16 protein-coding genes are annotated in these 13382 nt (G+C 67.7%); 7 read left to right on the forward strand and 9 right to left on the reverse strand.

Going from position 1 to position 13382, the window contains the following annotated elements:
- The first annotated feature begins 180 nt into the window (after positions 1-180).
- A complete protein-coding gene (locus ACZ7M2_RS34115) occupies positions 181-1041 on the forward strand; it encodes a DUF427 domain-containing protein (protein ID WP_471598587.1) in 861 nt (286 codons plus the stop codon).
- 89 nt (positions 1042-1130) lie between these two features.
- Here the strand turns inward: ACZ7M2_RS34115 and ACZ7M2_RS34120 are convergent, their stop codons facing one another.
- Positions 1131-1307 (reverse strand): hypothetical protein, encoded by a 177-nt coding sequence (locus ACZ7M2_RS34120; RefSeq protein ID WP_159064543.1) that lies wholly within the window; start codon positions 1305-1307, stop codon positions 1131-1133.
- A gap of 156 nt (positions 1308-1463) precedes the next feature.
- Here ACZ7M2_RS34120 and ACZ7M2_RS34125 point away from each other — a divergent pair, with 156 nt between their 5' ends.
- The 3 genes from ACZ7M2_RS34125 to ACZ7M2_RS34135 all read left to right on the forward strand — a co-directional run bounded on the left by ACZ7M2_RS34125 (position 1464) and on the right by ACZ7M2_RS34135 (position 5713).
- Complete coding sequence (locus ACZ7M2_RS34125; protein ID WP_471598588.1) at positions 1464-3188, forward strand: MOSC domain-containing protein; 1725 nt, start codon at positions 1464-1466, stop codon at positions 3186-3188.
- 130 nt (positions 3189-3318) lie between these two features.
- Entirely contained in the window at positions 3319-4188 is an 870-nt protein-coding gene (locus tag ACZ7M2_RS34130; protein ID WP_471598589.1) for an alpha/beta fold hydrolase, read from the forward strand.
- Between the two features lie 343 nt (positions 4189-4531).
- Positions 4532-5713 (forward strand): amidase domain-containing protein, encoded by a 1182-nt coding sequence (locus ACZ7M2_RS34135; RefSeq protein WP_352050082.1) that lies wholly within the window; start codon positions 4532-4534, stop codon positions 5711-5713.
- Between the two features lie 96 nt (positions 5714-5809).
- Here ACZ7M2_RS34135 and ACZ7M2_RS34140 read toward each other — a convergent pair whose 3' ends face one another.
- From ACZ7M2_RS34140 to ACZ7M2_RS34150, 3 genes are all read right to left on the reverse strand, one after another.
- Complete coding sequence (locus ACZ7M2_RS34140) at positions 5810-6043, reverse strand: hypothetical protein (RefSeq protein ID WP_352050081.1); 234 nt, start codon at positions 6041-6043, stop codon at positions 5810-5812.
- A gap of 343 nt (positions 6044-6386) precedes the next feature.
- Positions 6387-6698, reverse strand: a complete 312-nt coding sequence (locus ACZ7M2_RS34145; RefSeq protein ID WP_179858423.1) for a hypothetical protein — start codon at positions 6696-6698, stop codon at positions 6387-6389.
- On the reverse strand, positions 6695-6880 hold the full coding sequence (locus ACZ7M2_RS34150; RefSeq protein ID WP_060896809.1) for a hypothetical protein: 186 nt from the start codon (positions 6878-6880) through the stop codon (positions 6695-6697). Before ACZ7M2_RS34150 ends, ACZ7M2_RS34145 begins: the two co-directional genes overlap by 4 nt.
- 148 nt (positions 6881-7028) lie before the next feature.
- On the opposite strand from ACZ7M2_RS34150, the gene ACZ7M2_RS34155 reads away from it, so the two are divergent.
- Positions 7029-7403 carry a GNAT family N-acetyltransferase gene (locus ACZ7M2_RS34155; RefSeq protein ID WP_471598590.1) on the forward strand — a complete coding sequence of 125 codons (375 nt, stop codon included), beginning with the start codon at positions 7029-7031 and terminating at the stop codon, positions 7401-7403.
- A gap of 21 nt (positions 7404-7424) precedes the next feature.
- Here the strand turns inward: ACZ7M2_RS34155 and ACZ7M2_RS34160 are convergent, their stop codons facing one another.
- Positions 7425-7814 (reverse strand): VOC family protein, encoded by a 390-nt coding sequence (locus tag ACZ7M2_RS34160; RefSeq protein ID WP_471598591.1) that lies wholly within the window; start codon positions 7812-7814, stop codon positions 7425-7427.
- Positions 7815-8239: 425 nt separating this feature from the next.
- Between ACZ7M2_RS34160 and ACZ7M2_RS34165 the strand changes: the two genes are divergently transcribed.
- Positions 8240-8728 carry a hypothetical protein gene (locus ACZ7M2_RS34165; RefSeq protein WP_471598592.1) on the forward strand — a complete coding sequence of 163 codons (489 nt, stop codon included), beginning with the start codon at positions 8240-8242 and terminating at the stop codon, positions 8726-8728.
- A 286-nt stretch (positions 8729-9014) separates the two neighbouring features.
- Here the strand turns inward: ACZ7M2_RS34165 and ACZ7M2_RS34170 are convergent, their stop codons facing one another.
- Both ACZ7M2_RS34170 and ACZ7M2_RS34175 read right to left on the reverse strand, forming a co-directional pair.
- A complete protein-coding gene (locus ACZ7M2_RS34170) occupies positions 9015-9689 on the reverse strand; it encodes an NUDIX hydrolase (protein ID WP_471598593.1) in 675 nt (224 codons plus the stop codon).
- On the reverse strand, positions 9658-10215 hold the full coding sequence (locus ACZ7M2_RS34175) for a DinB family protein (protein ID WP_471598594.1): 558 nt from the start codon (positions 10213-10215) through the stop codon (positions 9658-9660). The genes ACZ7M2_RS34170 and ACZ7M2_RS34175 overlap by 32 nt, the downstream gene beginning before the upstream one ends.
- A gap of 213 nt (positions 10216-10428) precedes the next feature.
- Here ACZ7M2_RS34175 and ACZ7M2_RS34180 point away from each other — a divergent pair, with 213 nt between their 5' ends.
- On the forward strand, positions 10429-10851 hold the full coding sequence (locus tag ACZ7M2_RS34180) for a hypothetical protein (RefSeq protein WP_471598595.1): 423 nt from the start codon (positions 10429-10431) through the stop codon (positions 10849-10851).
- A gap of 40 nt (positions 10852-10891) precedes the next feature.
- On the opposite strand, the gene ACZ7M2_RS34185 is transcribed toward ACZ7M2_RS34180, so the two are convergent.
- The gene (locus tag ACZ7M2_RS34185) at positions 10892-11485 is read right to left on the reverse strand and encodes a DinB family protein (RefSeq protein WP_471598596.1); all 594 of its coding nucleotides are present in this window, start codon (positions 11483-11485) and stop codon (positions 10892-10894) included.
- Positions 11486-11588: 103 nt separating this feature from the next.
- Positions 11589-13274, reverse strand: coding sequence for an alkaline phosphatase family protein (locus tag ACZ7M2_RS34190; protein WP_471598597.1), 1686 nt, complete (start codon positions 13272-13274; stop codon positions 11589-11591).
- Positions 13275-13382 lie beyond the last annotated feature (108 nt).

Below are 13382 nucleotides of genomic sequence, written 5' to 3' on the forward strand. Positions count from 1 at the left end.
GAAACCCATCTATACCCACTCGAATGCCCACAGCTCCATGTTACCCATTAGCCACATCAATGGAAGCCGCGAGCCAGTCGGGATAAGTCGAAGCTTGACACCGGCCAGCACGTCCCCTTGCAGCAGTCGCGTAATGGTTTTACGGTGCTTGTACTCATTAGTCGCAGAAGGGAACCGGTCATGGGACTGTCATGGCAGCAAGGGCCGCTCTCCTCCACAGCGCTCGGCAGGTTCCTCACCCCTGAGCCGTTGCCGGAGCGGCTGCTCTTCGCGGAGCGGCTCCGCCGCCGGATGAGGGTGAGGTTCGGCGGGGAATGGATCGCGGACAGCGAGGACGTCGTACTGCTGCACGAGCCGGGGCGCTACCCCGTCGCCTACTTCCCGCTCTCATCGCTTCGTTCCGGTGTTCTCGAGGCGAGCGGCCGCACCACCCAGCACCGCGAGCTCGGCGAGACGTCCTGGTTCACCGTGGGCGTCGGTGACCGCCGCACCGAGCGTGCGGCGTGGCAGTTCACGGGGCTCCCCTCGTACGCCGACGAGCTGGAGGGACGTGTCGCCTTCGCCTGGAGGGCCATGGACGCCTTCTACGAGGAGGACGAACGGATCCTCGGGCACGCGGCGGACGCCTATCACCGCATCGACATCCGCGACACCTCCCGCACCCTTGAGGTGCGCTCGGGGGACACGGTGATCGCGCGGACCAGCCGTCCGGTGGTGCTCTACGAGTCCGGGTTCGCACCGCGGTGGTACGTGCCGCGCGAGGACATCCAGGAGAAGGAACTGACGCCGGTGGAGGGCCGGACGTTCTGCCCCTACAAGGGGCTGGCCGACTACTACGACATCGGCGAGGCCAAGAAGGCGGCGTGGTCGTACCGCGAGGCCTACCGCGAGGTCGGGCGCGTCGACGACCTGATCTCGTTCGAGCCCGACAAGGTCGAGGTCTACCTGGACGGTGAGCGACTGCACCTCGAACCGGGCCAGCAGGTGGTGCCTCACGGGGTGGACCGCAGCCTGGGGACCGACGAGGTCCTCTCCCACTGACAGGCCGCGTCTACGGGCCCCGAGCGTCGCCTCACGGCGAAGGTCGCCCCCTCACCGTGAGGCGTGATGTGCCGACGGGACGGACAGGCTCATTCCTCGCGTTCGTACTCCGCCCGGGCACGTTCGGCGTCGAGATCTTCCTGTGCGGCACGGTAGATGTCACCGGCCAGCTTGCGGGCGGCCTGAGGATCGGAAGTCGAGGAGACCGTCCGGATCCGGTCAGCCCATTTGTCCATGTCTTGCGGGGTTTCAGGATTCTTGCTCACACTACTTTTGTACCTTTTTATAGGCTTCTTCGCCTCCCGCGCCGGAGGAAAACGTGCGCATGACCCACGAAGCCGGGTTCCGATCGGCCGAATCACTGAGCGGCATGCCGAGGCGACCGACTTCGCCGTGCGGCGGCGCCGCACCGGGAGGACGAGATGGCGACTCTGCTCTCCGTCAACGTGGGACAGCCGAAGGACGTGCGCTGGCGCGACAGGATGGTACACACGGGAGCGTGGAAGCATCCCGTCGACGGCCCCCGGATGGTGCGCCGCCTCAATATCGACGGTGACGGCCAGGGTGATCTCCAGGGCCACGGCGGGGAGCAGCGGGCCGTCCTCGTCTATCAGACGCAGTCCTACGCGTACTGGCGCAAGGTCCTCGAGCGCGACGATCTGGAGTTCGGCCAGTTCGGGGAGAACTTCACCGTCGATGGTCTGGCGGACGACGAGGTATGCATCGGCGACCGGTACCGCATCGGCGAAGCCGAGTTCGAGGTCACCCAGCCGCGCGTGACCTGCTATCGCGTCGGTATGCGCCTCAACGAACCGCGCATGGCCTCCCTGCTCGTCGCCCACCACCGCCCCGGCTTCTACCTCCGCGTCATCGCCGAGGGCCGGGTCCGGGCCGGAGACCCGATCACCCGGACCCGCACCGGCCGGGGCGCCCTCAGCGTCGCCGACACCGATGCCCTGCTCTATCTTCGGGACCCCGACCCGGCCAAACTGCGTGCCGCCTTGACCATCGAGGCGCTCAGCCCCGGATGGCAGCAGTCCTTCCAGGAGATGAATGACCGACTCGACCAGCCGCCCGCACCCGCCGCGCCGGGCTGGAGGGGCTTCAAGCGGCTGCGCGTGACCCAGGTCGTACCGGAGACCCCCAGGGTGTCCTCGTTCGTCCTGCGCCCCACCGACTCGCAGGCGCTGCCCCCGGCCGCGCCCGGCCAGTACCTGACCGTGCGGATCCCCGAAGAGGGCCGGCCCGGCCTGGTGCGCTCCTATTCACTGTCCTCCGCCCCCGGTGCCGCCGAGTACCGGATCAGCGTCAAACGCGAAGACCGCGGCAAGGTCAGCACCTACCTCCACACCCATCTGCACGCGGGCGACGTCATCGAAGCGGCAGCCCCTCGCGGGACGTTCGTACTGGCCGATGACCACACGCCCGTGGCACTGTTCTCGGCGGGCATCGGCGTCACGCCTGTTCTGGCGATGCTGCACCAACTGGCCCTCGAACACAGCTCCCGCGCCGTGTGGTGGGTGCACACCGCGCGCGATCCGGGACAGCAACCCTTCGCGGAAGAGGCCCGGCGGCTCCTGGCCCGCCTGCCGCACGCCCGCGCCTTCATCTACTACACCGCTCCGGATCTCGAGATCGCCGTGGGGCCGGGCATCACTCACGGGCGCATGACCAGCGACGGAATCCGGGAGCTCGGCATCCCTGCGGATGCGCACGCCTATCTGTGCGGCCCCGAGGGCTTCATGTCGACGGTGACATCCGCGCTCCAGCGGGCGGGGCTGAGCAGTTCGAACATCCACACCGAAGTCTTCGGGGCACTCGCGGCCATCAACCCCGGCATCACCCAGACGGGTTCCGGACCCCCTCACCAGCCACCCGGCCCCCGGGGCACAGGGCCCTTGGTGACCTTCGCCCGCAGCGGTCTGTCCACCGGCTGGTCGGAACGGTACGCGACGCTGCTGGAGCTGGCGGAGGCATGCGAGGTCCCCACGCGCTGGTCCTGCCGTACAGGGGTGTGCCATACCTGCGCCACTCCCCTGCTCACCGGTCAGGTCGAGTACACGACGCAGCCTCTGGAGGATCCCGCCTCGGGTGAAGTGCTGCCGTGTTGCAGCATCCCGACCGCTGACGTCCTGCTGGATCTGTGAGCCCCACGGCGGGGACTCCAGGATTTCGGGGCTGCCGCCTCAACATATCTAACCATCAAAGATGACTTGACAGGTTAGGTCCTCCATGCTGGACTGCGACTAACCGTTCAAAGCGACCTTGGAGGTTGACATGAGCAGCGTCGTGCATCACCGCACCGCCACCGTCAACGGCATGGATGTCTTCTACCGAGAGGCCGGAGACCCGCGGTCACCGGCACTCGTGCTGCTGCACGGCTTCCCGACGAGCTCGCACATGTTCCGGAACCTCATCCCGGCACTCGCCGACACCTACCGCGTCATCGCGCCCGACATGATCGGATTCGGACAGTCGGCCATGCCGACGGTCGACGAGTTCGACTACACCTTCGACACTCTGACCGACGTGACCGACGGTCTGCTGGAACAGCTCGGCGTCGACCAGTTCGCGGTCTACGCGCAGGACTACGGAGCGCCCCTCGCCTGGCGGCTCGCCACGCGGTCTCCGCAGCGCATCACCGCGATCATCACGCAGAACGGCAACGGCTACACCGACGGATTCGTCAAGGCCTTCTGGGACGGGCTGTTCGCCTACGCCGAGAACCCGACGCCCGAGAACGAAGCCCCCCTCCGCGGGGCCCTGACCCTCGAACTGACCCGATGGCAATACTTGAACGGGGTCGCGGATCCGAGCCTCGTCAGCCCGGACAGCTGGACCATCGACCAGGCGCTGCTCGACCGCCCCGGCAACGACGCCATCCAGCTCGCACTGTTCCGGAACTATCCGACCAACGTCGCGCTCTACCCCCAGTTGCAGCAGTACTTCCGCGACAGCCAGGTGCCGCTACTGGCCGTATGGGGGGCCAACGACGAAATCTTCGGCCCGGACGGAGCCCGCGCCTTCCAACGCGACCTGCCCGACGCCGAGATCCATCTCCTTGAATCCGGGCACTTCGCCCTGGAGAGTCACCTGGAGGAAATCGCCGGGTACGTCCGCGACTTCCTCGCACGCGTCACCTCCTGAGACGCACAGCCCGCGCGTCCCCGCCGTCGCTAACAGCCCTTCGCCGTACGGCACATCGCGGAGGTCGGCGAACGGAACGCGGAGCCGGAGACCACCGGGTCGAAGTGGCGACGGGGCGCTGCCCTCACGGCGCAGCGATTTAGCCGACTTCGCCCCGGTGTGGATGAGCGGTATCAGGACGAAAACGCGCGGCGCGACGTCGGGGCAGGCAGGGGGGCGACGGCCCCCTCGACGGATCGCGTGTTGCGGTTGGGCCACTTCGGCAACCCCCTTCACAGGAGCCACACATGCCGTGCGAGGATGCGGCTCCCGGTATCGAGTACCGGCGTAGAGGGGAACATCATTGAGATCAAGGAAACTGAGCCGTAAGCGGCGACGGGCGACCATAGTCACGGCAGCGGCCGCCTCGGTCGTCGCCGGCGCCGCGCTGCTGCCCAACTGGACCGCGGGCGCGTCGACTGTCGCCGACCCTGCCGTGGATCCGTCGACCAAAGCCACCTTCCAACGACTGGCGGACGCGGTCTTCACCGACCGTACGGACGCCCTGGTGGACAGCGGCAAGACCAGTCGGAACACGTCACTGTCGTCGCGGTTCTCCGGCGACGTGCGGGTGTCCTCCACGCTTTCGAGCGAGGAGAAGTCCGCACTGTCGCAACTGCGGGGCCGCAAATCGCGTCTGGAGTCGCTCGGCGAGAAGTACAGCTCGGCCAACACGAGCGTCTCGCTGGACCGTACGCGCCTGAAGGGCCGTCACGCCACGGTCAACGTCACCGAGACGACGACGCTGACCTACGAGAAGGTCAAGGGCAACGAGCCGAAGACCACCGGCTTCCAGGCGCACCACGAGCTGACGTTCAAGGCCGATCGCAAGGGCGACTGGCAGTTGACCGGCATCCGTGACACCGACGACGGCGTCGCGGTCAACCAGGTCGCCGCCACCACGTTCGTCGCCGCGCCGAAGACGGCTGCCGACGACGCTCCGCCCACGGCGACCCGCTCCGTCACCACGTTGCCCGCGCCGGCCAAGCCGAAGAACTTCTCGGCCTCCGGCTACGACTACAAGGCGATGGCGGCGTACGCGGCCAAGTACTGGAACAACTACAACTCGGCCTACCCGAACTTCAACGGGCAGGGTGCCGGCGGCGACTGCACCAACTTCGTCAGCCAGTCCCTGAAAGCAGGCGGCTGGAAGCACGTCCCCGGCTACACGGACGACTTCCACAAGTGGTTCGGCAACTCCGACATCCAGTCGGACTCGTTCGTCGGCGTCAACGAGTTCTCGTGGTTCGCCCTGTCCTCCAAGCGGGTCACCAGCCTCGCCAACGTCTACCAGCTGGACGTGGGTGACGTCCTGCAGATGGACTTCAACAAGGACGGGTCCAAGGACCACAGCATGATCGTCACCTACCGCAGCCCGCAGGGCGTGCCGTACGTGACGTACCACTCCACCAACACCTACAACAGGTCGGTGGCGAGCATCATCGCGTCGTACCCGAACGCGGCGTACTACGCCTACCGCACCTGAGCGGTCCCCTTCCGGGGCGGGAGCCGGTCCGAGTGTCCAGCTCCCGCCCCTTCCGGGTCTCCCTTGCGACGGTGACTTTCGGCCGCTCCCGATCACTCACGGGAACAGTGCGATCCCGACGAGGATCAGCAGGATGATGCCGGCGACGAGCGCAACGGTCGCCCACGTCCCCCGCCGCTTCAGCGGCGTCGAGGGCGATCCTCCACGGGGCCGGTCCTCCGGCAGTGCGGCGTCGGCCGGGCGCCCGCTCCTGTAGAACTCTTCGTCGGTCGGATAGACGTTGCGCGGATCATCGAGAGCGCGCGGATCGATCTCGTGTGGACTGGTCATGAGCACTCCTTGCGCGGCGCTCATCAGGGCCGGGGTTCCCGGCGGACGCCAGGGCCTGCGCCAGAGGCGATGGCTCCCATTTCCCAGGCGCGCAGTCCTTCAGGAAGACGCCGCACAGGCAATCCGCCCTGCTCACCGCGCACCATCTGATCGTATACCCGAGCAGGGCCGTCCATGAGGTCCAGCGGAAGCACGGGGGGCTGGGGCCGCCGCGTGTTCCAGGAGAGGGGTGAGGTTGGTGCCGGTGCCATTGATCGCTGGCGAGCCGACATGGAGGCCTGGACCGCGCACCTGGACGCGCGGGGCGTGACTGGCCAGGTCCGCTACCCCGGAAGGGTTTCGGTCACAGGTCGAGGACCGCCCGGAGTGCGTTGTCGATGAGCGCTTGCTGCTCGGGCCCGATGTTGCCGAGCAGGGTGGCCGTCTCGAAACGCGCCGCGGAAAGCTGGAGGAGATTGACGGCGACGACCGAGGCGTCGACCGGGGTGGTCAGGCGCACGCTCATCGCCGTGTCGGGGTGCACTGCCGGGGCGTGCAGCACGAGGGCGACCACGGCGCCGTACGCATCGGCCAGCCCGTCAAGGCTGACGACGAGGACCGTGCGGTTTCCCTTGCCGGTGTCGACGTCCCAGACATCGCCCTTCTGGATCGTCACAGGGCGTCGCCCTCGCCGCCCAGATCGAGGGGCTCGATCCGGGCGAGCCGACGGGCGGCGTCCAGCGTCATCTGCCGACGCACGGCTCGCAGGATGTAGTCGTTCAGGGAGGGGGCGCCGGCTGCGGCATCGCGCAGCGCCTTGTCCATGGCGTCGGGAATCCGCAGAGTGATGGCAGTCATGACACCAAATGTAGTGGCATCACTGCCGTCATGCGACGGCGAGTCGGGACTGCGTGCTTTCGCGCTGGAGGTATCGGCCGTACCGCAGCTCAGTGCGGGCCCACGGAATCCGATGGTGCGAAGCGGCTCCGGGGTCAAGAATCGCCGGATGCATGAAGTGACACTGTCCGACGGGGTCATCACTCTGTCCCCGCTTCGCCCAGACGATGTGGAGGCGCACCTCGCGGGGACGATCGACCTGCGTTTCGAAGGGGAGGGTTTGACTCCCGGCCAGGTGAATGTCGCGTACGGCCTCTATCCGTCCTGGAGGGGGTGCGGCCCGGCGACCCGCGCCGTCCTGTTGGTGTCCCAGTACGCGGCCATCGAGGGCGGGGAGGAGGCGCTGATCCAGGTGGAGGCGGAGAATCCCGGATCCGCCACGGTGGCGCGGCGGGCAGGGTTCATCCCCGACCAGCAGATACGCACGAAGGACGGCACACGGTACGACCGGTACACCCGAGAGTTGCGGGTCGATACCCGGTGACGAGTCGCTGACCGGTTGGGCTCACGGAGCAGCGGCGACCACTTCTATGGCGTTGCCATCGGGATCCCGGAGGACGGCGATGCGCACTCCGGGACCCACGTCCATGGGACCGTGCTGCACATGTCCGCCGTGGGCCACACCGCGTTCGATGATCCCGTCGAGATCATCGACGTACATGGTCAGATAGCGCACGCCGGTCAAGTGAAAGAAAGCCTCGGCCGGTTCGGCGGAGGCAGGCCGCCGCGAAGGAACCATCACCTTGATCTGCGTGCCGGGTGCCTCGAGCCGGTGTACGACTCCAGAGCCAGATCTGACCGCCGGGAGCCGTTCCAGTTCGAAAACGGCGGCGAAGAACTCCACCAAGGCTTCATCGGCGCTGACCAGCCCGACTTCGACCCGCTGCAAGGTCACGGCACCCCCGGGTAGCTGCCCACATCGGTCGTTCTGCATCTGACCGTACAGGTGAGAGAATTACACTCCACTATACGAGAACCGCATTACCCGCGCGAGTGCGGTGACGTCGCCTAGTCTCGTCACTGAAGACCGCCCCGGCCTTGTCCTGACTGCCGTTGCCCGACGTACTCGAGGTACTGCCGCGCGACCTTGTCAAGAGTGGGTCGGTCGGTGCGGCGATGCCGCCCGCGGTCTCCTGACTCCACCGACCGACCGGCCCCACCAGTCCTGAACCCGCTGCGTGCGTACTGCGGGTTTTCGTCGACGTTGCCTCCGTCGAAGGAACGTGCGGTCGACTTCTGCCGGAGAATCGTGGTTCCCCGCCCGAGAAATCCGGCCCGCCGTTCCGCGGATCCAGCACCCTGTGGGGGCGTCTACAGGGTGTGCTGACCTTCGAGTTGGCGGGACGCCGCACGCTGGTGGGCAACGTCCACCTCACCGCGAACAAGGACGGCGACTGGTCGGTGGGCAACCGCCACCACCGCTTCCAGCGGAGGCAGTTGGCCGTGTTCCATCAGGCCCTGCAGAAAGCTCGCCGGGGCGATACGGAACCGGTGACCGTCGACAGTGATCTGAACATGTCGAACAGCAGCCCCCTTTACCCACGGGTGGTGGACGCAGGAGCGTGGCGGGACCCTTTCCGCGCGGTCGGTCGCCCCACGTTCCATACCGAGCTGCTGCCGCCGGGCGCCTCGGCGCACCGCGTCGACTATCTACTGGTCGCGGGCGATGCCGAACGGTACCCGGTGACCGAACCCCACCTGCTGTTCACAGACCCGGTACAGCTCGGCCGTGGGACAAGGTCGTTCCTCTCCGACCATGCGGCGCTGTCCGCGCGCATCGCCCTCCCGACCGCACCGACGGCGTCGTAGTGCCGCGTACGGGGACCTGTGCGGTCGAGCTGCGGCCCCGAATACGTGACGGCTGATGAGCGACAGCGACTACTACACCGCATACGCGCCACGACATCCGCTCGCGGTGCCCGTACTGCCCGTGTGCCTCGCGGTAGTGCTGTACTCGGTGTGGCTCGCGACGGTCGCCGTAGTCGTCATGGCAACCCTGTCACCACAACCGCACGCCGCTCAGACCTGCGGTCCCTGCCACGGGCTGTTGGCGGATCAGAGGAGCCGACGCCGGCACAGGCCGAGTTGGGAGCGGTCAGCGTGAGCGTTCCATGCGCCGTGGGAGCGTAGGGCGCCGTGCCAAGGAGCCGCGTGGACCCGCCTCTTCCGCCAGGTACCGATCGAACGCCTCGCGGGCGTCGGGGACGAACGTCGTGTCGTACATCGCAGCGCGCAGCTCTACCGGGGTGAGCCAGTCGTGCCAGGCGACTTCCGAGGCATCCGGTATAACCGGCTGGTTGAGGACCGCCTCGTGCAGGCCGAGCCAGTACGAACTGATGACACCCCGGCAAAGGTACTTGAAGAGGAACCGCGTCGGGGTGTGCACCCCTAGTTCTTCGGCGAGTTCGCGAGAGGCTGCTGCCGGATAGGTCTCGCCCACGCCCACGGCACCGCCGACCAGCCAGTTGTACTGGCCTGGGAAGCGGGAAACGTGATCCGGGCGCCGGTGGACGAGGATCCGACCGTCAGGGTCGCGGCAGACGGTGGTGGCAACCCGGTGCAGCCACCGTCGACGGATGGCCTCGCCTCGGTCCACCACTCCCACGGTGTGGTCCTGCTCGTCCACGCGCTCCACCATCTCCCCCACGGCGGACACGCTGCCACACACCCACTGGGCTGACGACACGCTCGGCGCAACGGCCGACTCGGTGTGTGGATCAAGCCCCGAAATCACCTCCTCAGACGCCGATCGCCCCATCGATGCGTTCACGGAGGAGATCGGCGTGTCCGTTGTGACGGGCGTATTCCTCGATCATGTGGATGAGCACCCAGCGCAGCGACACCGTCCCACGCCATGCGTCCTCGCCCGCGATGTCGAGGTGGGGCGCTTCCCCGGTGAAGGCGTCAGCGAACGCGACCTCGGCGCGCCATGCCTGCCACGCTACGGTCACAAGGTCAGGATCGGGAACCGCGCCGTCGAAGTCACCGTCCGGTTCCACCGGCGACGAGAAGCGTGGTGGCGCGTCCTGACCGGCGAGAACCTGGCGGAACCATCGGCGCTCCACGTCGGCGAGATGGCGTACGAGTCCGAGCAGCGAGAGCGTGGAGGGCTCGACGGAACGTCGGGCCAACTCCCCCTCCAGACCAGCGCACTTCAGCTCCAGTGTCGTCCGCTGAGCCCGGAGAAATCCGATGAGCATGGCTCGCTCCTCACCGGTCGAGGGAGCTTCGAGCCGGGGATCGTCGTCGTCTCCGACGAACATGGCGGCCCGCCTCCGTGGATTGGTCGTACTCATGCGGTCTCTCCTTCGGGGTCCGTCGCTGGGAGGGAGCACGCGTGACTCCGTGCAAGTGGTGCATCCTCCGACAGCGTCGTAGCGTCGATAGAGGAGCCGACCGCCGCAAGAAGGGGCGGACCGGGCGCCGGGCCTGCTGGTCGAAAGAGATTGCGACTGGGAGCGAACATGCCAAGACGCACAGTGAGGGCAGCGGTGACGTTCTGTGCCGCTGTGTCGCTCGCAGCAATCACGGGAACAGCTTCCTCCGACCCGTCTCCGTCACCGGCGTCCACGCCCACCGTGCAGTCGGCGGCGGGACGGCCCGTGATGGTCGACTGCTTCTGGCACGCGCAGGTGCGCCCCACCAATTTCATTCTCGCGTGCGGTGACGGCAACAGCCGCCTCACCTCGCTCCGCTGGTCTCAGTGGCACCAGGACTCCGCGGTGGCCGAGGGCTTCAACGTGGTGAACGACTGCAGGCCGGACTGCGCCGGGGGCAAATTCCACTCGTACCCGGTGATCGTGCGGCTCAACGCCCCGCAGCCTTGGAAGAAGCACCCTGATCTGTCGCACTACACCCAGCTGAGCCTCGTCTACACCAAGGGGAAGCCGGACGGATTCGGGCAATGGCTCGACCTTCCCCTGTGGAACTGACTTCCGAGATCAAGGCGCGTTCCGGCTCAGCGGGGCGGCGTCAGTCGCGGCCGGCTTCCCGCGCCACGCGCTCCAGTCGGCTGCGATGGCTGTCCCACCATGACCGATCGCCCGAGGGCATGGCGTCGTTCCCTTCCCACATCCCGGCAGCCCCGTCGATGGACTCCCGGAGAATGTCGGCATGGCCCGCGTGCCGGTGGGTGTCGGCGATCACGCGCACCAGGACCTGGTGCAGCGTCACCTCTCTGCGGTCCTCGGGCCACCACGCCACACGACCCATCGCGTCAAGCGCGAAGGTCTCGATCGTGGTGTCCGAGTGCTTCCATGCCTGTCGGTAGAGTCCGACGATGTGTTCGCGCGACTCATCGGCGTCGGCCCACATGTCCGCGTTGGGTTCGGCGTCGGCCGTGAACCAGAGCGGCGGCTCTTCGAAGAACGGCCGCTCGAAGGTGTCGCCGAAGTACCCCAGCTCCACTCCGGTGACGTGCTTGACCAGCCCCAACAGATTCGTTCCGGTCGGCGTCAGCGGACGGCGGACGTCGTACTCCGACAGCCCGTCGAGCTTCCACAGCAGGGCGTCGCGGGCGGCTTGCAGGGAGCGGAGAAGATCCGCCTTCGCATTCGACTCGATCATGTCCACAGTCTCGCAGCCACCACTGACAGTCCCATGGGCCCGGAGCCCGGTGACGGGACCGTCGTCATGGCGGCGGTCCCGTCGGTGGAGCGTCGGGGTGGCGTCAGCGCACCGGCAGGGTCGCGGTGTGCTCGACGCGTACGGCGTCCAGGGCCCGGGGGTCGAGGCCGAGCAGTCGCAGGATCGTCGGGGCGATCTGCGTGGTCTCCACCGGGCCGCTGACGCGCACGCCGTGCGGAGTGGCGGCGCCCGAGACGACGAGCGGGACGTCGAGGTCGTCGGCGTGGGCGCCGCCGTGCTCGGCGATCTTGCTCTTGCCGCCGGTGTAGACGACGCCGTACTGGGCGATGCCGAACAGGTCCGGCACGCGCGAGTCGCCCGCCTCGACGTGGAAGTACCGCGCGGCCTCCGCACCGGCGTACAAGTCCTTCAGGCCGCTCGCGGTGAAGGGCTTGGCCTTGCCGGCGATGTCGTTGCCGGTGCCGGACTGGGCGAGCAGGTACGCCTTGGCGAAGGCGGTGGCGGCCTGCGAGCGGTCGTTGAGCCAGATGAGCATGGCGTCGTCGTCGACGGAGTGGGCGACCAGGTCACCGGCGCCCGGGTGGGCCTTCTTCCATGCGGCGTTGAGGCCGTCGAGCAGGGGGCCGTCGTCGATACGGGTCAGGGCCTTGGGGTCGGTCGGTGACTGGCCGTGCTTGGAGGAGAGGATGACGGTCGTGTTGCCGTCCAGGTGCTGCTTGCGCAGTTCGGTGAGGAACGCTCCCACCTCCTGGTCCACGAAGACCAGGTTCTTGGCCAGCAGCGGACCGGGGACACCCTTCGCCGCGTAGCCGCCCGTCAGCCCCTCGGAGGCGGGCAGCTTCTGGGCGGTCGAGACGGACTGGAAGTTCATGCCGAAGACCGCCGGGGTGCCGGTCCTGTGGGTGCGGCCGTGGTCGTAGCCGTCGATCTCGTTGAGGACGGCCTTCACCTTGTATCCGTCGTACTGCTCCGTCGCCGCGTTGTCCTTCGTCCAGTCCGTGCCTGCCGGGTAGCCGATCGCCTGGCTGTTGATCTCGGGGGCGAAAAGGTCTTGGACGCCGTTGCCGGAGGGGCCGTTGAGGATCTCGTAGGCGACATGCTTGTCGGACCAGGCGGTCCGCAGCCCGGCCTTTCTGACCACGTTGAAGACCGTGTTCACCTTCAGATACGAGTGCGGGTACACCGGCTTGCAGGTCTTGGGGTCGACCGGCAGCTTCGACGGGTCGATGAGGCCGCGGGCGGCACCCGTCATCTTGAGGATGCTGTCGGGCAGGCCTGCGAGCCCCTGGCCGGCGTCGATGGAGTCCTTGTTGCGGTCGAGGTCCTCGGTGAAGTCGACCTCGGCGCCGGGCTTGGCGCCCGCGCAGTGGGTCGTTCCGGCCGGGAGGAGTGCGGAGCTGTAGCCGTCGTCGTAGTAGATGCCCGTGGTGCCCGGGTTCCCGCCGGTGAGCTGGCCGACCAGGCCGGGGAACGAGTCGGAGGGGTCGGTGGTCCTCGCGTGCGTGTACTCGACCCCACCGGTGGCGAGCCGCGCGAGCGCGGACCTCGGGTGACGTGCGACGTACCACGCCAGGTCGGCCTGGTGCAGGCCGTCGATCGACAACAGCAGGACATGGCGCGCGACATGCGCGGGCGAGTGCGCGGAGGTGGATGTGGCGTCGGGTGTGGCGGTGGTGGATGTGGCGGCGGTCGCGGTGGCGGTGAGGCCGCCGACGGCTGCGAGCGCGGCGACGGCCGCGGTGACGGGACGGGCAGGACGTCGGAACACGGGTCGTTCTCCTCTGGCAGTGCGGAGCATGTGAAACCTGCGAACCATGCACCGACATAGGAGACGCACAACATGTACGGAAGCGGACTCGCGTGTCCCGTCATGCCC

The organism is Streptomyces sp. NPDC111507, assembly GCF_055638955.1.

What these genes read in the sequence shown, in the direction of transcription:
- ACZ7M2_RS34115 (WP_471598587.1), top strand. Translation starts at nt 181, where the DNA reads ATGGGACTGTCATGGCAGCAAGGGCCGCTCTCCTCCACAGCGCTCGGC.
- ACZ7M2_RS34125 (WP_471598588.1), top strand. Translation starts at nt 1,464, where the DNA reads ATGGCGACTCTGCTCTCCGTCAACGTGGGACAGCCGAAGGACGTGCGC.
- ACZ7M2_RS34130 (WP_471598589.1), top strand. Translation starts at nt 3,319, where the DNA reads ATGAGCAGCGTCGTGCATCACCGCACCGCCACCGTCAACGGCATGGAT.
- ACZ7M2_RS34140 (WP_352050081.1), bottom strand. Translation starts at nt 6,043, where the DNA reads ATGACCAGTCCACACGAGATCGATCCGCGCGCTCTCGATGATCCGCGC.
- ACZ7M2_RS34150 (WP_060896809.1), bottom strand. Translation starts at nt 6,880, where the DNA reads ATGACTGCCATCACTCTGCGGATTCCCGACGCCATGGACAAGGCGCTG.
- ACZ7M2_RS34155 (WP_471598590.1), top strand. Translation starts at nt 7,029, where the DNA reads ATGCATGAAGTGACACTGTCCGACGGGGTCATCACTCTGTCCCCGCTT.
- ACZ7M2_RS34175 (WP_471598594.1), bottom strand. Translation starts at nt 10,215, where the DNA reads ATGAGTACGACCAATCCACGGAGGCGGGCCGCCATGTTCGTCGGAGAC.
- ACZ7M2_RS34185 (WP_471598596.1), bottom strand. Translation starts at nt 11,485, where the DNA reads ATGATCGAGTCGAATGCGAAGGCGGATCTTCTCCGCTCCCTGCAAGCC.